At 68.5% G+C, this 18,606-nt stretch carries 17 protein-coding genes; 7 read left to right on the forward strand and 10 right to left on the reverse strand.

Annotated features, from left to right (window positions below; genetic code table 11):
- Positions 1-12: 12 nt before the first annotated feature.
- Complete coding sequence (locus tag ACFXHE_RS27445; protein ID WP_379387332.1) at positions 13-963, forward strand: SMP-30/gluconolactonase/LRE family protein; 951 nt, start codon at positions 13-15, stop codon at positions 961-963.
- On the opposite strand, the gene ACFXHE_RS27450 is transcribed toward ACFXHE_RS27445, so the two are convergent.
- Positions 912-1,565, reverse strand: coding sequence for a TetR family transcriptional regulator (locus tag ACFXHE_RS27450; RefSeq protein WP_379387333.1), 654 nt, complete (start codon positions 1,563-1,565; stop codon positions 912-914). The genes ACFXHE_RS27445 and ACFXHE_RS27450 overlap by 52 nt on opposite strands.
- Positions 1,566-1,696: 131 nt before the next feature.
- Between ACFXHE_RS27450 and ACFXHE_RS27455 the strand changes: the two genes are divergently transcribed.
- Together ACFXHE_RS27455 and ACFXHE_RS27460 are read left to right on the forward strand one after the other, a co-directional pair.
- A complete protein-coding gene (locus tag ACFXHE_RS27455; RefSeq protein WP_379387334.1) occupies positions 1,697-2,779 on the forward strand; it encodes a substrate-binding domain-containing protein in 1,083 nt (360 codons plus the stop codon).
- 235 nt (positions 2,780-3,014) lie between these two features.
- Positions 3,015-3,725, forward strand: coding sequence for a helix-turn-helix domain-containing protein (locus ACFXHE_RS27460; RefSeq protein ID WP_379387335.1), 711 nt, complete (start codon positions 3,015-3,017; stop codon positions 3,723-3,725).
- Positions 3,726-3,780: 55 nt separating this feature from the next.
- On the opposite strand, the gene ACFXHE_RS27465 is transcribed toward ACFXHE_RS27460, so the two are convergent.
- On the reverse strand, positions 3,781-4,044 hold the full coding sequence (locus ACFXHE_RS27465) for a hypothetical protein (protein ID WP_379387336.1): 264 nt from the start codon (positions 4,042-4,044) through the stop codon (positions 3,781-3,783).
- 53 nt (positions 4,045-4,097) lie between these two features.
- The gene (locus tag ACFXHE_RS27470; RefSeq protein ID WP_379387337.1) at positions 4,098-4,973 is read right to left on the reverse strand and encodes an alpha/beta fold hydrolase; all 876 of its coding nucleotides are present in this window, start codon (positions 4,971-4,973) and stop codon (positions 4,098-4,100) included.
- 190 nt (positions 4,974-5,163) lie between these two features.
- On the opposite strand from ACFXHE_RS27470, the gene ACFXHE_RS27475 reads away from it, so the two are divergent.
- Positions 5,164-6,120 (forward strand): undecaprenyl-diphosphate phosphatase, encoded by a 957-nt coding sequence (locus tag ACFXHE_RS27475; protein WP_379387505.1) that lies wholly within the window; start codon positions 5,164-5,166, stop codon positions 6,118-6,120.
- 91 nt (positions 6,121-6,211) lie between these two features.
- Here the strand turns inward: ACFXHE_RS27475 and ACFXHE_RS27480 are convergent, their stop codons facing one another.
- The 3 genes from ACFXHE_RS27480 to ACFXHE_RS27490 form a co-directional block, all read right to left on the reverse strand.
- Positions 6,212-7,864 carry a cutinase family protein gene (locus tag ACFXHE_RS27480; protein WP_379387338.1) on the reverse strand — a complete coding sequence of 551 codons (1,653 nt, stop codon included), beginning with the start codon at positions 7,862-7,864 and terminating at the stop codon, positions 6,212-6,214.
- Between the two features lie 247 nt (positions 7,865-8,111).
- Positions 8,112-9,212, reverse strand: a complete 1,101-nt coding sequence (locus ACFXHE_RS27485; RefSeq protein ID WP_379387339.1) for a hypothetical protein — start codon at positions 9,210-9,212, stop codon at positions 8,112-8,114.
- 115 nt (positions 9,213-9,327) lie between these two features.
- A complete protein-coding gene (locus tag ACFXHE_RS27490) occupies positions 9,328-10,731 on the reverse strand; it encodes a lipase family protein (protein ID WP_379387340.1) in 1,404 nt (467 codons plus the stop codon).
- Positions 10,732-10,915: 184 nt separating this feature from the next.
- On the opposite strand from ACFXHE_RS27490, the gene ACFXHE_RS27495 reads away from it, so the two are divergent.
- On the forward strand, positions 10,916-11,734 hold the full coding sequence (locus tag ACFXHE_RS27495) for an SDR family oxidoreductase (protein WP_379387341.1): 819 nt from the start codon (positions 10,916-10,918) through the stop codon (positions 11,732-11,734).
- 166 nt (positions 11,735-11,900) lie between these two features.
- Positions 11,901-12,440 (forward strand): DUF4822 domain-containing protein, encoded by a 540-nt coding sequence (locus ACFXHE_RS27500; protein WP_379387342.1) that lies wholly within the window; start codon positions 11,901-11,903, stop codon positions 12,438-12,440.
- An 81-nt stretch (positions 12,441-12,521) separates the two neighbouring features.
- On the opposite strand, the gene ACFXHE_RS27505 is transcribed toward ACFXHE_RS27500, so the two are convergent.
- From ACFXHE_RS27505 to ACFXHE_RS27520, 4 genes are all read right to left on the reverse strand, one after another.
- Entirely contained in the window at positions 12,522-13,382 is an 861-nt protein-coding gene (locus ACFXHE_RS27505; protein ID WP_379387506.1) for an alpha/beta fold hydrolase, read from the reverse strand.
- A gap of 8 nt (positions 13,383-13,390) precedes the next feature.
- Positions 13,391-13,843: a MaoC family dehydratase gene (locus ACFXHE_RS27510; protein ID WP_379387343.1), complete on the reverse strand. Its 453-nt coding sequence runs from the start codon at positions 13,841-13,843 to the stop codon at positions 13,391-13,393.
- Positions 13,844-13,853: 10 nt separating this feature from the next.
- Positions 13,854-15,563: a PHA/PHB synthase family protein gene (locus ACFXHE_RS27515; RefSeq protein WP_379387344.1), complete on the reverse strand. Its 1,710-nt coding sequence runs from the start codon at positions 15,561-15,563 to the stop codon at positions 13,854-13,856.
- Between the two features lie 131 nt (positions 15,564-15,694).
- On the reverse strand, positions 15,695-16,969 hold the full coding sequence (locus tag ACFXHE_RS27520) for a PucR family transcriptional regulator (RefSeq protein WP_379387345.1): 1,275 nt from the start codon (positions 16,967-16,969) through the stop codon (positions 15,695-15,697).
- A 167-nt stretch (positions 16,970-17,136) separates the two neighbouring features.
- Between ACFXHE_RS27520 and ACFXHE_RS27525 the strand changes: the two genes are divergently transcribed.
- Positions 17,137-18,594: a class I adenylate-forming enzyme family protein gene (locus tag ACFXHE_RS27525; RefSeq protein WP_379387346.1), complete on the forward strand. Its 1,458-nt coding sequence runs from the start codon at positions 17,137-17,139 to the stop codon at positions 18,592-18,594.
- The last annotated feature ends 12 nt before the right edge of the window (positions 18,595-18,606 follow it).

Consider the following 18,606-nt stretch of genomic DNA (forward strand, 5'->3'; position numbering starts at 1 on the left):
ACGAGGTACGACATGGGGATCAGGAAATCCGCTGGGCTCGCCTGCGCGATGCTCGCCTGCGCGGCGCTGTCGTCTTTCGCCGCAGCGCCCGCCTCGGCGGCGCCGGTCTGTCCCGGTGCGGGACAGCCGACCGCGGTGGTGGCCTCGCTGCCGGGCGCCGCGCTCGAGGGGCTGACCATCGACCCCGCCGGGCGGGCGTTCGTCGCCGATCTGGTCAGCGGGCAGGTCTTCCGTATCGACGCGCCGGGTGCGCCCGCGGTGCCGATCGCCAAGGTGCCCAGTGGCGGCGCGGGCGCGCTGGCCTGGCTGCCGGACGGCCGGCTGCTGGTCGGCTACGGCGCGGATCCCCGGGTGTTCGTGGGTGATGCGTTGCGGCAGGCCGGGATCGTCACCGTCGACCCGGACACCGGGGCCGTGACCCCTTTCGCGACGGGCCTCTCGGCGGCCGACGGCATGGACGTGGCGCACGACGGAACCGTCTATGCCACCAATGATTTCGGTTCCCTGGTGGGCCGGGTGTACCCGAACGGCATGGTGCAGCCGAACTGGGCGAGCTTCCCCAGCGCCAATGGCGCGGTGCTCGACCAGGACGACTCGTACCTCTACGTGTCGCGCACCTTCGTGAACCCGGGCGTGAGCCGGATCCCCACCAATGCCCCGTGGGCCCCGCAGTCGCTGCTGGACCTGTCCGGCGGTGACTTGCTCGCCGCGCCCGACGGGCTGACGCTGGATTCGCTGGAACGCCCGGTGCTGCCGTTCAATTCGTCCGGTCAGGTGGTCCGTATCGACGCGCCGGGGCAGTACTGCGTGCTCGGGTCCGGACCGCAGCTGACCAGTGAGGTGCAGTACGGCCGTGGCGGCCAGGGCTTCTCGGCCGGGCGGCTGTTCGGCATCACCTTCAGCGGGATGGTCTACGAGATCCCCGGCGGCTTCGAACCGGATGCCCGGACCGCGGTCTCCTGACCGACGGGTTCGGTCAGTAGCCCGACGATCATGGCGATGATGCTGTGCCGCGCGTCGGCGCGCTCGGCCGCGGTGGGCAGGTCCTGGCGTTCGTAGTCGGCGAGCAGGGCGAACATGACGGTGGTCATGGCCTGCAGCCGGTATCGGCGCTGCGCCGGGGTGATGTCGGGCATGGCGCGGTAGAGCCGCGCCACCAGGACTCGTGTTGCGGCCCAGCGCTTCTCGTGCAGGTTCGGTCCGGTCACGGCGGGATGCGCGCGCGCCTGCTCGAGGAATCGCGCGTAGTGCGTCGATCCCTCAGCGTAGGGCACGTCGAACATGGGCCCCACCAGAATGGCGACCAGTGCGGCCACGCTGTCCGGCGCGCCGGCGGCCTCGTGCTCGGCCAGCAGTTCGGTGCGCCGGGATTCCAGTGCTGGTTGATGCCGTTCGATGATGGCCGCGATGAGCCCGTCCCGGGAACCGAAGTGGTAGTGCACCGCGGAGTTGTTGCGCTGTCCCGCCGCGACCGCGATATCGCGCAGGGCCGCGTCCGGTCCGCGTTCGGCGATGGTGCGCTCACCGGCGAGCAGGATCAGCTCGCGCGCGTCAGGACTGTTCACCGGGGTCACTATAGGGCGGGCCGGGCTGTAGCGATTTCCCGGTTCGCGGCGAAACGGTACTATCGTGCCCCTTCGGCATGTACCGCCCCGTACCGGGCGGACGCAGGCAGCGATGACGGTGGTGATATTCGATGACGCGACGGGATTTCCGGTCGCGCCGGGCCACGGTGGACCTCGCGCTGGTGGTGCCGCTGAGCGGTCCCGCGGGCATCTTCGGCCCGTCCTGTGAGGCCTGTGCGACGCTCGCCGTGGAGGACATCAATGCCGTCGGCGGCATTCTGGGCCGGCCGGTCCGGCTGCACCCGGTGGACGCCGGTGCGCCGCTGCCGGTGCTGGCCGCGCAGATCGACCGGATGGTGAGCCTGGGCATGATCGACGGGGTGGTCGGCTGGCACCTGTCCAATGCCCGCAAGGTGATCACGCCGCACACCGCGGGCCGGGTGCCCTACGTCTACACCACCTTCTACGAGGGCGGCGAGGATTCCGATGGCGTCTACATGGTGGGGGAGACGCCCGACCAGCAGTTGTTCCCCGCGCTGCGCTGGTTCCGCTCCGAGCTGGGGGTGCGGCGCTGGTGCGTCGTCGGCAACGACTACGTATGGCCGCGTGAAACATCCAGGGCCACTTGGGAATTCGTGCGCAGCACCGATATCGACGTGGTCGGCGAGGTGTTCGTCCCGCTGGGCGGCCGCGATTTCACCGCCGCCCTGAACCTGATCCGACGCTCGCCCGCACAGGGGGTGCTGGTGTTCATGGTCGGCGCGGACTGCGCGGCCTTCAATCAGGCGTTCGCGGCGGCCGGGCTGGACGAAGGGCGGCTGCGGCTGAGCATGATGATCGGGGAGGACGTGCTGTACGCGGGCGGTCCGGACAGCGCGCGCGGATTGTTCACGGCCTGTGGCTATTTCGAGAGTCTGGTGTCGCGCGAGGGCATGGCGTTCGGCGGCCGTTACACGGCCCGCTTCGGGCAGCTGGCCCCGGCGCTCAACAATATCGGCGAATCCTGCTACGAGGGCCTGCTGCTGTTCGCCTCGCTGGCGGAGGCGGCGCGCAGCCTGGATGTGCGGGTCATCGAGCGCGAAGCGGCGTGGGTGAGTTACGGGGGTCCGCGCGGTGAGGTGCGGGTGCGCGGGGCGCACACGACCCAGCCGGTGTACCTGGCGGGGACGGATGTCATGGACTTCAGCGTGATCGCCGATCTGACCGGGCTCTGAATCGGCTGTCCTCGTCCGCCGTTCGCCCCCGGGTGGCTCGTTCGAATGAGGGCGAACGCTACGTTGCGTTCACAACGATGGCAATGACGAGATGCCAGCATGAACAGGATAGTGACTGTGTAACAAGGGAATTCATGTTTCGCCGCGACCATGTCCCAGGCCGATTCCGCACGTGGTGTGTTGCAATAAGGTGAGCCGCGCCGCCTCGGCGGCATCTGATGAAGGAGCCGCTCCGATGCCCGGAGGAAGACTCAGCCAGGAGGATCGCCGTCTCATCGCCGCGGGGCTGGCCCATGGGCTCGGCTATGCCGAGATCGCCCGCCGCCTCGAACGGCCGACGTCCACCGTGAGCCGCGAGGTGACCCGCAATGGCGGGCCCGGCCGCTATCGCGCCGATCTGGCGCAGGCCGCCACCGTGGTGCGCTCACGCCGTCGCGCATCCCCGCCCAGACCCGTCGAAAAGCCCGCTGCCGTCGATGAATACGGCCGCAACCCGGTGTTGCTGGCCGATTTCAGCGCCCAGTTCGCGGCGCTGTTCGCGCAGACCGGCATGCCGCGCATGGCATCGGCGGTGCTGGCCCGCCTGTACGCCGCGGACTCGGGCAGCCTCACCGCCGCCGAGCTGGTGGCCCGGCTGCGGGTGAGTCCCGCGACGGTGTCCGCGGCCGTGGGCTACCTGCAGGAGCAGGCGCTGATCCGGCGGGACCGGGATCCGGGCAGTCGTCGCGACCGCTATGTGATCGACGAATCCGCCTGGTACCGAGCCACTCTCGCGGGCGCGCGCACCAATGAGCGGCTGGCCGCCACGGCGCGCGACGGTGCCGACGCACTGGGTTCGGCCACGCCCGCCGGGGTGCGGCTGCTGGGCATGAGCGAGTATCTCGAGCGGGTGGGCCTGGATATGGTCCGCTCCGCCGAACGCTGGCGCGCACACCTGGCGCGCTGAGCCGCAATCGAGGCCTACCGGTTGAGCCGCAATCGAATCCGGCCCGGTAGCCGGCCTAGAGCGCGGGTGCTCCGGGTGGTGAGCCGCGAAATGGATTCGCGACGGCAATTCCCGGGAATCTGCGGTGAATGCGATCCACATACCGCCGCACCGTGGAGAGTTCGGCACTGATCGACTGCCGGGCTTCGAGGGTGGGTGCGGTCTGCAATCGCCGGGTCAGTTTGACTACATGCCTTTCCAATTCGTCCAGGAAGATGCGGGCCTGAGCTAACTCGGGATCCTCGCCGGCGTCGGGATTGTCGAATCCCCTGTACTGCATATCGCGGAAGTATTCCACGCAGCCGGGCTCCGCGTCGCGCAAATGGATTGCGTCTAGGTCGAATTCGCGGCGCGCAGGAATGCGTGAGCCGCATCGAATACCCCGGCGGGGTCTTCGAGCTGCGGCCAGTGCCCGATCCGGTCCAGGCTCACCACATCCGGGTCGGCGACCAGCTCGCGGTAGCGGGCCACCATGTGCGCACCGGAGTTCGGGTCGAGCGGGCCGTTGATCAGCCGCATCGGAATCTCCTTGCGCAGCAGCGGTTCGACCCAGCGGTCGCGGTAGGTGGTGCGCTCGGCCACGAAGCGGCCGACCAGATGATTGACGAAGCGGCCGTTGCCGTAGAACAGCACCTCCTGCAGTGTCCGCATCTCGTCGTCGGTGGGTTTGGTGTCCGGGCCGAACACCTCGCGCACCGCCGGTGCGATGACCGCGCCGGTCATGAGCGGGCCCACCAGATGACCGAGGGGTGTGCCCAGCAGTTTCTGCACCAGACGCGGGCGATACGCCTCCACGAACAGCCCGCCGTTGAGGAACACCACGGCCCGGATGTCGGCCGCCGCGGTGCCGTCGAGGCGGCGGGCCAGCAGCTCCTGTGCCACGCTCACGCCGAGATCGTGTGCCAGCAGCAGGGTTTCGCCGATGCCGAGCTGCCGCAGCAGGGCCTCGTGCATATCGGCGTGCTCGAGCACGCTGTAGTGGTGGCGAATGGGCTTGTCGGAGAAGCCCATCCCGAGCATGTCGGGCGCGATGACGTCGTAGTGGGCGGTCAGGTCCGGCCAGATGCGATGCCAGTCGTAGGAGTTGAAGGGATAGCCGTGGATCAATAGCAGCGTCGGTCCCTTCCCCTCCCGGATGTAGAAGATCCGATGCCCGTCGAAGTCGAAGTAGCTCCCCCGCGACATCCACTCCGTGAGTTCCGCTCGCATTTCCGTCTCCCGCCCGTACTCGTCGGTATACCGATCGTTCTCATCCTGCCGCATCCTCCGCCGATCCACCACGTGTGCGCACGCCGACACGGCATCGAGTAGCCTCGCCAAGCGAGCTGCCTCGGCGCGATCACACAATGCCCGTGTATCGGCCCGGGGTGTTCGGATCCCCGCACCGCCCCCGACAGGAATTCGAATGGCCATCAGTTACCTGGAATCGATCATCGTCGGCGCGCTCCAGGGGGTGAGTGAGCTCTTCCCGGTATCCAGCCTGGGCCACAGCATCCTGCTGCCCGCCTGGGTCGGCGGTAAATGGGCCGACGATCTGAGCATGTCCGCCAAGGACTCCCCGTATCTGGCGCTGCTGGTGGCCATGCACGTCGCCACCGCGCTCGCCCTGGTGATCTTCTTCTGGCGGGACTGGGTGCGCATTGTGCAGGGGCTGTGGGATGTGGTGCTGACACGCCAAATACGAACGCCCGAAGCGAGATTGGGCGTATTGCTGGTGATCGCCACGATTCCGGTCGGCCTGGCCGGCCTGCTGCTGGAGAAGGCGGTCCGCAACTATCTCGGCACCCCCGTTCCGACATCGATCTTCCTGGCGATCAACGGCTTCGTGCTGCTGTCGGCCGAGCTCATGCGCAAGCGTGAGCACGAACCCGAGTTCCAGCTCGCCAGCCCCACCGGCCGCACCGGCGACCTCTCCATGGAGGACACCGTCGTGCTCCCCATGACCGACCCGGCCCGCGCCTCCGATGTCCGGCTGTCCCGCCTCGGCATGCGCGACGCCACCCTGATCGGCGCCGCGCAGATCGCCGCCCTCTTCCCCGGTATCAGCCGGTCCGGCAGCACCATCGTCGCGGGCCTGTTCAAGGGCATGCGTCACGAGGATGCCGCCCGCTTCGCCTTCCTGCTGGCCACGCCGGTGATCCTGGCGGCGGGCGTACTGAAGATGCCGGAGCTCTTCAAGCACGAGAACCACGCCATCCTCGGTCCGGCCTTCGCGGGCAGTGTGGTCGCCGGTGTCCTCTCCTATATCTCGGTCAAGTTCCTCACGGCCTACTTCGAGACCAAGACCCTGACCCCGTTCGCCATCTACTGCCTGGTCGCGGGCCTGGGCAGCCTGGTCTGGTTCACCATCCGCTGAGCCGGAACCGGCGAGCTCCTTCGGAAACGAGCATGCGCTGGGGCGTCACCCTTCCGGGTGCGCCCCAGCGCATGCTCGTTTCGCCGGTGGGTCAGTGCGTGGGAGTGGTGGTCGGCGGTGTCGTGGTGGTCACCGGGGGAGTGGTGGTGACCGGAACCGTCGTGGTGGTCACCGGCGGGGTGGTCGTGACCGGCGGCGTGGTCGTCGCCGGGGTGGCCGCGTCGGGGGTGACCGTGGTGGTCGGCGGCGTCGCCGTCGTGGTGGCGGGCGTCGTCGTGGCCGGGGTGGTGGTTCCGGCGGCCGGTGTCGTGGAACCGGTTGCGGGAGTGGTGGTTCCGGACGTGGCGCTCTTCGGCGCCGCGGCCAGCACGTTGGGGGCCGTGGTGGCGGTCGGGGTCAGCGTCTTCGGGTTCAGCTGGCCGGCCTGGGCCTCCTTGGCGAGCTCGGTGAGCCACGCGGCGGCGTACTCCGCGGAGGTCAGGGGCTTGCCGTTGTCCGGGTTGGAATCCCGCCAGTAGTCGAAGTGGTGACCGGTGCCGTTGGGGCCGAGGGTCAGGTTGTACGGGTCGTTCAGGAGCACCGGGATGGTGTTCTGGTTGGTGGTGATCAGGCCGACGACCTCGTTGAAGACCTTCTGCGGCAGGTACGCCAGCGGTGACATGGTCTCGGCCTGAATCGAGTCCGCGGCCACCGGGGTCGGGTTGTCCTGATTCGGCTTGTAGCCCGGCTGCGAGACCTTGAGCAGGACGTCGAGGAAGGTCTCCTTGCTCGTCCACCAGCCCGGGTCGTGCGCGATGTCGGCGAAGGCGTCACCGGCGATCTTTCCCAGCACCACCGCCACATCCATGCCCGTGGTGGGGGTGAGGCCGTCGCTCTGCATCTGGTCGGCATTGATCTGGCGGCCGACATTGATGGCCAGCTGGAGCAGCGAGATGTTCTTCGGCGCGGCGCAGGTGAGGTCGCCGTCGGAGCAGAAGGAGGCGATCCGGCCGTTCAGCGCGCCGAAGTCACCGGACTGGTCCGGCAGTGCGCCCTGGCCGCCGGCGACGTCCTTGCCGGTCTGATAGCTCTGGTTGAAGTTGTCGGGATGGCTGGGGTCCTTCGCGCCCGGGAACGGACCCTCACCCGCCGTCCGGCCCGAGTCGGCGAGAATGACGACACCGGCCACATTGCCCGGATCGACGATCCCGTACTTGCCATCCGCCCCGGCGCTCTGGTGCCCGACATCCATGGCGACCCGGCGCGCGACATCCGCGCCCTCGCTGTAGCCCACGATGGCGTACTTGGTGTTGGGGCAGGCCGCGGAGATGTCGCGCATCACCTGCTCGGTATTGGCGACACCGGTGTTCACGGCGTCCTCGTAGCTGTTCAGGTTCGCCGGATAGGAGACATACACGGCCCAGTACGAGTTGGAGTCGACCGATCCGCCGGGCGCGTTCACCACCGGATCCACCCAGTGGCTCTGGTAGTCGTCCGACAGGGCCGCGGGCAGCTCGTTGCCATTGGCGTCGACCAGCATCTTCGTGGTGCCCTGTTGCGGCGAGTCGTTGCGCCCGGCCACCGAGATGGTCACCATGTCGTGACATTCCGTGACCGAGGCCTTCAGCGCCGGATCGGCCTGCTTCGAGTCCGGCGACGACGTGATCGCGAACGTGGCCGCGATTGCTACCGCCACGCCCAGCGTCGCCGGCGCCGCCACGGCCGACGCGATCTTATGTCGTTTCATGAAGCCACGAATATCCATGCCCGAATCCCCATCTCACCCCGACAAGTGAACTGTCAGGCCCTGCGCGCACCCGGGCCGTCTACCACCGGAGACGTCGTCACAGGAGATCCGAACGTTACTTGATCGAATGAGTCGTTACCGCACCAGGACCTGGGCCGGGCCCGGCGCAGGGGCTGGAGCAGCGAAAACGCGGTTACCCGCACCCGGTTCCGGCGGACCGGTTGGGTGCGGGTAGCGGGTGTGATCCCGGCGTAATCGGGTGGGACTAGGGCGCGTAGCGGAGGATGGCCGCCGCGTGTGCGCCGTCGGGAATGTCGTCGCCGCGGACGGCCAGCACGCGGCCATTGGAAAGGAGCACGCGCCTGGAGATTTCGTCGAGGACGCCCGGCGCCTCGCCGTCGCCGGTGGCGGCGGCGAGTGCGCCGTCCTGGGTCACGGCGCCGGGAACCGACGCGTCGATATCGACGAAGAGGGTGTGCACGATGCCGTAGGTGGCGGCGCGGGCGATGTCGGAGAGATCGATGACGCCGCGGCCGTCGCTGCGGCGCTTCTCGAATTCGCCTCGAACATCGGCCAATTCGGCGGCATAGTGCTGATCGAGCAGCTGCCGGGCGCGGGCCGCGAGGTCGCCGTCGGAGAGGTGCTCGGGATTGCCGGGAATGCCCTCGGCCAGCAGCAGCGGGTAGCTGTCGACCGAGCGGTACAGCGAATCCGTCGGTTCGGCGGCAGCCAGGATGAGCGGGATGTCGTGACCGGCCAGCACCGGCCGCAGTGCCTGGTCCACGGCCCGGCAGAACTGCCGCACCCGCACCTTGCGGCCCTCGCTGCCCTGCAGTCGGCCGTGCGGGCTGCGGCCCAGCGGCGGCAGATCCAGGTACTTGTTCAGATCGGTCGGGAGTCCGGCGACCGCCACCTCCGCGGCCGGGCCTTCGGCCGCGACCTCCACCAGCCGCACCGCGTTCTCGGACAGGGCCAGCACAAAGGCGGTTTGCGGGAAGGTCACCGCACGCAGCAGCGGTTTGATGTAGAAGCGGTCGCCGAGGGTGGCGCTGGGTTCGAGCCGGTTGGGCAGGCGATAGGTGCGCATGCCCTCGGGCGTGGCGTGCACGGCCAGGGTGCGGGACTGGAAGCGCCAGTAGTCCTCGTCATCGACGAGGTCGGCGAAGGCGTCGGTCAGCGCGATCCGGGCCTGCTTGTCGGTGACCCGGTCGAGCACCTCTTTCACCTGGTTCTCGAAGGCCACCCGGTTCTTGTCCGGGGTCGGGGTGTCCGCCTCGGTCGGGGTGTAGACGGATACGCACCACGGTCCGGTGGTCGACGCCAGCGCCAGAATCTCGCCGCGCGTGGGGATATCTGTATGCAGCATGCTCACCCTCCACGGAGTCGATTTCTTCTGCCCAGTCCAAGGTAGCTGACACATTGCTACGCCTGGATTGGGCCCGCATCGCCCATATCGGCCGGGCCCCGATGGGCCGGGTCGGTCAGGCCCCGATGGGCTTGCCGAAGAAGGAGGCGAAGGTCTCGCCCAGGGTGTCGCCGAGGGTCTGCAGCTCGCCCGGGGTGCCGAGCATGGACGGCATGTCGGTGGTCGAGCAACCCGGTTGCGCCGCAACGCCGTTCAGCCGATCGAAGAGCCACATGAGCGCGGCGGGGCCGCCGGTGACCTCGGCCAGGATGTGCTCGCTCGCCCAGTCCCGGGTGTAGGTCACCTGGCCGTCGGGCTGCCCGCAGTAGGTGTCGACCAGCTGGTTGGTCGAGGGCAGCGGGAGGATCTCGTCCCAGTGCGAGTGCCAGATGAACAGCGGCATATCCGGCAGGCTCTTGCCCAGACGGGTGTCCTCGAGCATGGCCTGCACCGCCGGTTCCTGGAGCGGGTCGGGCGAATTGATCATGCCGGTGATGTTCAGGAACGGCAGCAACGCCGTCTGGTACTGCACGCAGAACGGGGCCTTCACCGCGCGCAGCAACTGTCCGAGCGGATTGAGCTTCTGATCGAGCAGGGCATTGAAGTCCGGATACTCGCGCGACAGGCCCAGCACCGCGCCGAGCACCAGGCCCGCGGTCGCCTGGTTGTTGGCCATGAGCAGGGTCGCGCCCAGATCCGCGCCGGTGCCGCCGGACGCCGCGCCGACGATATTCAGTTCCGGCGCATAGGTTTTGCGCAGTTCGGCGGCGTGCATGGTGGGCATGGATCCACCCGAGTAGCCGTAGAGGGCCACCGGCGCGCCCGCACCGACCTCGAGCGGCGCGAAGGAGGTGGCGGCGCGAATGCCGTCGAGGGTGATGCGGCCGCCCAGCGGGCCCGCCGCATAGGCCGAATTCGGTCCCTCGTGATCGGGGATCACCACCGCGAAGCCCTTCTGCAGCGCGGCCTGCGCGAACAGGAACTCGGCGGGCGCGACGATCTGCCCGACGAACGGCGCGGCCGAAAGGTGTTGCAGCGCATAGGAGGGACTGCAGTATCCCTGGGTCGAGTCCTCGGCGATCTGCACCGAGAGCAGCTTGCGCGGCGCCGGCGCGACCCCGCGCGGCTTGATGAGGGTGGCCACCGCCGGGATCGCCTCGTCGCGACCGTTGTTGGAGCGGTAGGAGACCTGCCAGGCATCCACATTGAGCGGGATCAGGCCGAAGTTGGCGAGGTTGACCTGCCGGGCGGCGATGATCTCACCGGGCGCGGCGGCCGCCACCACGTCGGCGGGCGGCTGGTAGAAGCCGGGATCGAGTTCCGGTGGCAGCGGCAGGATCTGAGCCGGCTGAATCGACGGCGGGACGGGCGCGGCGGGATCGGCCGGCGCCGGTCCCACGGTCAGTCCCGTCACCACCAGTGCACTGATGGACACCGTCCCGAGCCGCAGTAACCGCCCGGTCAGTCGCCTGGTCTTCATCGACCCACTTCCTCACCCTGATCCCCATTGTGAGACTGTCTAGTCTCAATATTGCCGAGCTCACTTTGCCACAGTTGTGACCCGGCTCGCAATATGCGCGCGTGGCGGAATCGGCATATATATCCGGGCGCGACCGTCTCGACCCTTGCTTGGAGTGCACTCCAGCTGTTTAGGGTCGGAGAACATGAGCAAAGTGTGGTTCATCACCGGTGTATCAAGGGGTTTCGGGCGGGAATGGGCGCTCGCCGCACTGGAGCGGGGGGACCGGGTCGCGGGTACCGCGCGCGATCTGAGCACCCTCGACGAGCTGGTCGCCAAGTATCCGGAGACCTTCCTGGCGCTGCGGCTCGACGTGACCGACCGCGCGGCCGACTTCGCCGCCGTGCGGCAGGCGGCCGACCATTTCGGACGCCTCGACATCGTCGTGAACAATGCCGGCTACGGCCAGTTCGGCATGATCGAGGAACTCACCGAACAGGAGCTCCGGGATCAGCTGGAGACCAATGTGTTCGGCGCGGTGTGGGTGACCCAGGCCGCGCTGCCCATCCTGCGCGCGCAGGGCAGCGGGCACATCCTGCAGGTCTCCAGCATCGGCGGCATTTCCGCCTTCCAGAATCTGGGCGCTTACCACGCCTCGAAGTGGGCACTCGAGGGCCTGTCCCAGTCGCTGGCCCAGGAGGTCGCGCCCTTCGGCATTCATGTGACCCTCATCGAGCCGGGCGGCTTCGACACCGACTGGGCCGGTCCGTCCTCGCGGCACGCCACCCCGAATCCTGCCTATGACGGTTCCCGTGCGGCCCGCGCCGCCCAGCGTTCGTCGGTTCGCCGCGGTGACCCCGGCGCCACCGGTCAGGCCATTCTCGCCGTGGTCGACGCCGACGAGCCCCCGCTGCGCATCTTCCTCGGCGAGATTCCGCTGGCCATCGCCACCGCGGACTACGAATCGCGCTTGGAGACCTGGCGTAAGTGGCAGCCGATTTCGGTTGCCGCCCAGGGTAACTGAGTCGACGAACCCGACCCGGCCGGTCAGGCGGGCGGCCCCATCCTCCGGAGAGGCATCTTCGGCGGGGCCCGGCCGCTGACCGGCCGGCCTTGTCCAGCATGGCCCGAGCCTTCGCGATGCGATTCGTTGAACGGAGTCTCGCCGCCGGATAACTACAGTGAGTCCGATGACAGGTAAAGAGATGACGAGAAAGATCGCGACTCTTGCCGTGGCCCTCGCAGCGGTCGGCCTGCTCGGCGCTTGCAGTAGCAACAGCAGCGAGCCGATCCCGACCACCACCTCCGGTGCGGCGCCCACCTCGGCATCCGCGGCGGTCACGCCGGGCTCGCCCGCCGCCATGCTGGCCGCCACACCCTGGGAGACCACCTCCGCGACCGACGCCCACGGCGCCGCGGTCCCCCTCACCGACGACAATGTCAAGAACTACGTCGGCTTCGCCTACTTCAAGTCCGACGGCACCTTCACGATGTTCAACCTCGACGACACCCCGAAAATGCACGGCGACTGGTCCGTCTCCCCGGACGGCAAAACTCGCACCATCGTCGCGAAAAATGATGCGGGCCAAGAACAATTCACCCGCGTGGTCGACATCGTCACCTTGAACGACAAAGACTTCACCTACCGCGTCTATCCCACGGCCGACGACAAGACCGTCTACTTCGACATCATCCACACCCCGACGACCCACCCCGAGCCCGCCAGGTAATCCGCGCTCCGACAGCCGAATACCGCCCGCGTCCTCTCCTGATGGCGTGGGCGTTGCGGTCGATTCGCACCGCTGTGTGCCCTATCGGGACGTCGTTGCCGCCCAGCAATTCCCGTGCCCGGTCCGCCGGTTCAGGTCGGCGCGGAAGGATTCGATGACCGGGGCCAGCTCGGGAGCATTGGTGATCACGTCGACGTGTCCGCCCGCATGCAGGTGAACCGTCGCATGAGGCAGCAGGCATGCCATGAGACACGCATTGGCGACCGGGACGATGGGATCGTCGGTACCGGCCACGATCAGCGTGCGCTGACGGATGAGCGGCAGGGCGAACACACTGGTCCATACCGATCCCGCCAGCAGCTGATGCAGATAGCCGACGCGCGAACCCGCCATCAGCTGCCGGTCGAACAGCTGCGCGACCCGAGCGGAATCCGAGCGAGCGGTGCCGCCGTAGAGGTCGCCGGCGATCCGCGCAGCGTACTCGTGGTCGAGGAAGCGGTGCGGGGTGAGCATTTTCAGCAGCGTGCGCGGCCGGCCGGGGACCATGAGCACGCCGGTGCCGGTGGAGACCAGGATGAGGGCGCGGCACCGGCGCGGATGCTGGAAGGCGAACTGCTGGGCCAGCGCGCCACCCCAGGAGAGGCCGAGGACATCGACCTGCCCGTGGATGCCGAGTTTGCGCAGCAGCTCGCCCAGCACCGCGGCGAGATACGGAAATCCGTACGGCAGCGGCGAATCGGGCGAGCCGCCGGTGCCCGGCACATCGAACCGCACCACGGTGGTCCGGGGGTCGAGGGCGGCGACCAGCGGATCGAGCACCTCGAACGCGGCCCCGATCCCGTTGCACAGCACCAGCGGAACGCCCTCGCCCCAGTGCACGCGGACCCGAATCTGCTGTCCCAGTACGGGAATGAGCCGTTGCTCGACGTCGTCGGCGGGCATCGGCGTGCTCACGGGTAGAGCACCACGACGTCGGCGACGCAGGCGGGGCGGTTGCTGCCGTCGATCTCATAGGTGAGGCCGAACACCGCCTCCACGCCGGAGGTCTTCCGCTGGGCGGCATTCAGCGTCACCACCGCCCGAATCTTGGACCCCACCGGCACCGGCGCGGGGAAGCGGACCTTGTTCAGGCCGTAGTTCAGCGCCGCGGTGAGGTCGCGGATCTCGAGGACATCGGCGATCATCACCGGCGCCAGCGAGAGCGTGAGATAGCCGTGCGCGATGGTGCCGTGGAAGGGCCCGTCGGCGGCCCGCCGCGGATCGGTGTGGATCCATTGGTGATCGCCGGTGGCGTCGGCGAACAGCTGCACCTGCGGCTGGGTGATCTCGATCCATTCGGTGGTACCGAGCTGCTGTCCGGTCAGGCCGATCAGGTCGGCGGGTGAGTCGAGTCGTGTTGTCATGGTGTGCCTTTCAGTGAGTGAGTACGTAGGTGCCGGGGGCCGGGTCCTGTGCCGGCAGATCGGGGGCGCCGAGTGTCGCCGGTGCGTCCCTGTCCGGTCCGCTGCGTTCGGCGAGCCAGTGTGCGAAGTCGGGCCACCACGAATCGGCCTGCTGCGCAGTGTTGTCCACCCATGCGGCCGGATCGGCGTCGTCGGGCGCGCCGACGCGGTAGGCGGCCTTCGGATTTCCGGGCGGATTCACCAGCGCGGCGATATGGCCACTGGTGGACAACACGAATCGGCAATCCTTGCTGCCCAGCAGCCGGGCACTGCGATAGCAGGCCTGCCACGGCGAGATGTGGTCGGCGAGCCCGGCCACCACGTAGGTGTCCACGGTCACCCGCGACAGGTCCACGGGCGTGCCGAGCATGTGCACCCCTCCGGGGACGGTGAGCGAGTTGTGCACACCCATCAGCACCATGTCGCGGTGCAGGGCGGCGGTCATGCGGGTGGTGTCGGCATTCCAGAACAGCACGTCGAAGGGCGCGGGCGCGCGGCCCTGCAGATAGTTGTTGACCCAGTACCGCCAGACCAGATCGGTGGGCCGCAGCCAGGCGAACACCTCCGCCAGCGCGCGGCCGTCCAGGTAGCCCCGCCGCTGGGAGACCGCGATGGCCGTCTTGGCGGTCTCCTCGTCGATGGCGGCCGCGGCGAATCCGGCGCGGGCCTGGTCGAGGACGGTCACCATCAGGGTCAGCCCGGCCAGCCGGTGATCCTGCCCGATCTCGGTGAGGTGGGCCGCGGTCATGGCCGCCAGAATGCCGCCGGAGCACGACGCCTGCAGGTGGGTGCGCTCGGAACCGGTGATCGTCTCGACGGCGCCGAGCGCGTCGATGATGGCCTGGCCGTAGGTGTCGAAACCCCAATCCCGTTGCGCGGCGGAGGGATTGCGCCACGATATGGCGAACACCTGCTGGCCCTGCGACAGGAAGTACTCGATCATGCTGCGGTGCGGCGCGATATCCATGATGTAGTACTTGTTGATCACCGGCGGCACCATGAGCAAGGGGACCGTGTGCACCCGCGGGGTTTGCGGCGTGTACTGGATCAGCTCGAAGACCTCGGTGCGCAGCACCACCGAACCCGGCGTGACCGCGACGTTCTCGCCCACCGTGAAGGCGTTCGGCTCCACCATGGCGGGAACCCGGGGCGCTCGGGCCATATCGCCGGCGAAGCGCCGCAGCCCGCGCACCGCGCTCGCCCCGCCGGTGTCGACCAGCGCCTTCCAGCCCAGCGGATTGAGCAGCGGATTGTTGCTCGGCGACACCCCTTCGAGGACATTGTCGATCACGAAGCGCATCCACTGCTCGTCCTTCCAATCCAGATGCGCATCGGTGAGCAGTTCCTCGGCGGTGTCGCTGGCCGCCAGATACGCCTGCATGCTGCGCTTCAGGATCGGATTGCTCTGCCAGGCCGGATCGGCGAAGCGCTTGTCGGCCCTGGCCGGAGCCCGTTCGGACCGGCCGCGCGCGATATCCGTCAGTTCGTGCCGCAGCGCCGACACCCGCCCGCCCACCACACGGGGCCGCCGGGCCAGGTGCACGGCCAGCCGGCTCCAGGAATTGTTGGGCAGCATCCGACGGCCGATGCCGACTGCCGAGCCGGTCAGCAGTAGATCCAGCGGTGCGGCCAGTTCGTCGGCCTGTGCGGGTTCGGCGGCGTAGTCGGAATTGGTCACCATGAGTCACTCCTCGTGGAATTGGGGGAATTCATAGCGAGAAAGGTAGGCCGCCGGTGCGCCGCTGCCATTGTGTCGCGGAGACGAAGATGAGTCCCGGTCTTGTCCTCCGCGCGCGGCGGCCGCTCGCGATCTCAGCCCTGTGGGTGCAGCACGGCCGGGCCGTACCAGTGGCAGGCCAGCAGGGCGAGTTCGACATCGAGCCGATCGCCGGTGATCGGCCGGCCGCGGCGCTCGATGGCCCGGCCGACGCGGTACTTCACGGAATTGAAATGCAGATCCAGTTCACCGGCCGCGGCCTTGAAACTCGAACCGCTGCGCAGGAATACGCGCAGGGTCTCGCGCAGGCGTTCGTCATTGCCGGTGTCGCAGGCCAGATTTCCCAGCACCTCGCCCACCCACTCGCGGGTTTCGCCGAGATCGCCGCCCAGCAGCGCCGCCGCCGCGAGACCCGGTTCCCACGCGGCCAGCAGCGGATTCGGCAGTCCGCGGGCGACCGCTACGCCGTGGGCTCGCTCGGCCTGCCGATGGGACGCCCGGAAGCCGTCGAGGCCCGGCTGGGCCGGGCCGATTGCTATACCGGGCGGGCCGGACGAGGCGGAGACCCGGGCCCGAATGCACGCGACGGGATCGCCGGGATCCGCGCGATAGGGCAGCCAGGCCCACGCGCTGGCCGGATCGGTGGCGACGAACAGGGGATTCGCCTCCACGGTCAGCTCCTGCCCGAGCTCGCGGACGAACTGCTGCAGGCGGGGGATCTCGTCGTCCTCGGAGTCCGAATACCAGAGCACCAGCGCCACGTGATGCCAGCGCAGCGGATACCGGAGGGCGGTGGACACGGCGTCCGCGTCGATGGTCTTGCGGCTGGTCAGCAATTCGCGGACGCGTAGCGCGCGCAGGCTGTTCCGGCTCTCCAGCCACCGCTCGCGCTCGTCGTCGTAGATCAGCACGACCTGCTCGGTGATGCGGTCGATGTATTCGAACAGGATCGCCGTGATGCGCTCGATGGCGGTGACACGCTCGGCCGCCGGAATGTCCATGGTGTGCAGCTCGGTGAACACCATCTCGGTCATCCGGCGCTGCCCGAGCCGGTACGCACGCACCAGCGCATTGACCGGAATGCCTTGCTGTGCAAGACGTCTGGCGTACTCGACGGCCGCGCCGGGGGCCTGGATGCGGTCCACCGGAATGTCGTGGCGCATGGCCTGCAGCAGGGTGTCCACATTGGCCTCGACGCTCGCGCCGAGCAGGTCCACCGTGCGGATATCGCCACGCAGCACGACGATGTCGTCCTCCAGCGCGTCGCGAATGGCGGCACTCACCTGCGTCACCCTGGCGTTCAACCGGGTGGCGATCGCTTCCACATAGCGGCCCACCGCGACATCGCCGTCGCGCCGCGCAACCGTCACCCCTCCACGGTAGATCCGGGACCGCGCGGTGGCGGCGGATTCGCCGAGCGGGTTTGTCTCCCGGCGACAAATACGGCCCGGAACTTCGTTCACACACGACGGTGGCGCGGGGGCCGGCGATTTCTACCGTGGTGGCCATCACTTTTCCTCCCGCAAGGACATAACTCATGAACCTCCCGGCACTACCCGATCGCAGGGCCGCTGCCCGCCCGACCGCCCCCGCCCTCGCCGACGACTGGGCCGATCTCGACAACACCCGGTTCCTCGCGGCGGTGCAGCGGGCCGCCTCGACCCTGCGCGGCCACGGTGTCGGCGCCGGCGACGTGGTCGCGGTGCGGCTGCCCAATACCGCCGACCTGGTGGTGACGCTGTTCGCCGCGTGGCGGCTGGGCGCGGCGGTCACACCGGTGAATCCGGCGCTGGTCGCCGACGAGATCGCCTTCCAGGTGGCCGACGCCGGCGCGAAGGCGATGGTCACCGATGCGCCGTTCGATGGCCCCGGGTGCGCGGTTGTCCCCCTGGGCGAGCTGCTCGCGGGCCCTGGCATCGACGTCGAGCCGATCGACGCGGACCCCGGCGCGCTGGCCCTGCTCATCTACACCAGCGGCACCACCGGACGGCCCAAAGGGGTCATGCTCGACCACGCCAACCTGCTCGCCATGTGCGGAATGGTCATCGACGCGCTGGATCTCAACGAGAGCGACCACAGCCTGCTCGTCCTGCCGCTGTTCCATGTCAACGGGATCGTGGTGAGCGTGCTGTCCCCGCTGCTGGCGGGCGGCCGCACCACCGTCGCGGGCCGGTTCGACGCGGGCAGCTTCTTCGACCGGATCGAAAAGGCCAGGCCCACATACTTTTCCGCCGTGCCGACCATCTACGCCATGCTGGCCGATCGGCCCGCGGACGTCCGCCCGGACACCTCGTCGGTGCGCTTCGGCATCTGCGGGGCCGCCCCGGCGAGCATCGGGGTGCTGGCGAAATTCGAGGCCCGCTACGGCATCCCGGTCGTGGAGGGCTACGGCCTGTCCGAGGGCACGTGTGCCAGCACACTCAATCCGATTGCCGGACTACGTAAGCCGGGCACGGTCGGTCTGCCGCTGCCGGGCCAGCACATTCGCATCCTCGGTCTGGACGGTGACGACGCGCCGGTAGGGGAGGCCGGCGAGGTCCTGATCTCCGGCCCGAATGTCATGCGCGGCTATCTGAATCGGCCCGAGACCACCGCCGCCACCATCGTGGACGGCTGGCTGCACACCGGCGATATCGGGCGGCTGGACGAGGACGGCTATCTGGTCCTGGTGGACCGGGCCAAGGACATGATCATCCGCGGCGGCGAGAACATCTACCCCAAGGAGATCGAGACCGTCGTCTACCAGCTGCCCGAGATCGCCGAGGCGGCTGTCGTGGGCCGGCCAGACCCGGTCTACGGCGAACAGCCGATCCTGTTCGCCGCCCTCACCACCGGCGCTGCCCTGGACGCCGACGGCATTCGAGAACACGCCCGCCGGGGATTGGCGAAATACAAACTGCCGGTCTCCATCTCGATTCTCGACCAGCTGCCCAAAAACGCGGTCGGCAAGATCGACAAACCCGCGCTGCGCCGCCTCGACGCGCAAACGCTCTGATTCCCACCACTT

Source organism: Nocardia sp. NPDC059229, from assembly GCF_042754165.1.
Lineage (GTDB): Bacteria > Actinomycetota > Actinomycetes > Mycobacteriales > Mycobacteriaceae > Nocardia.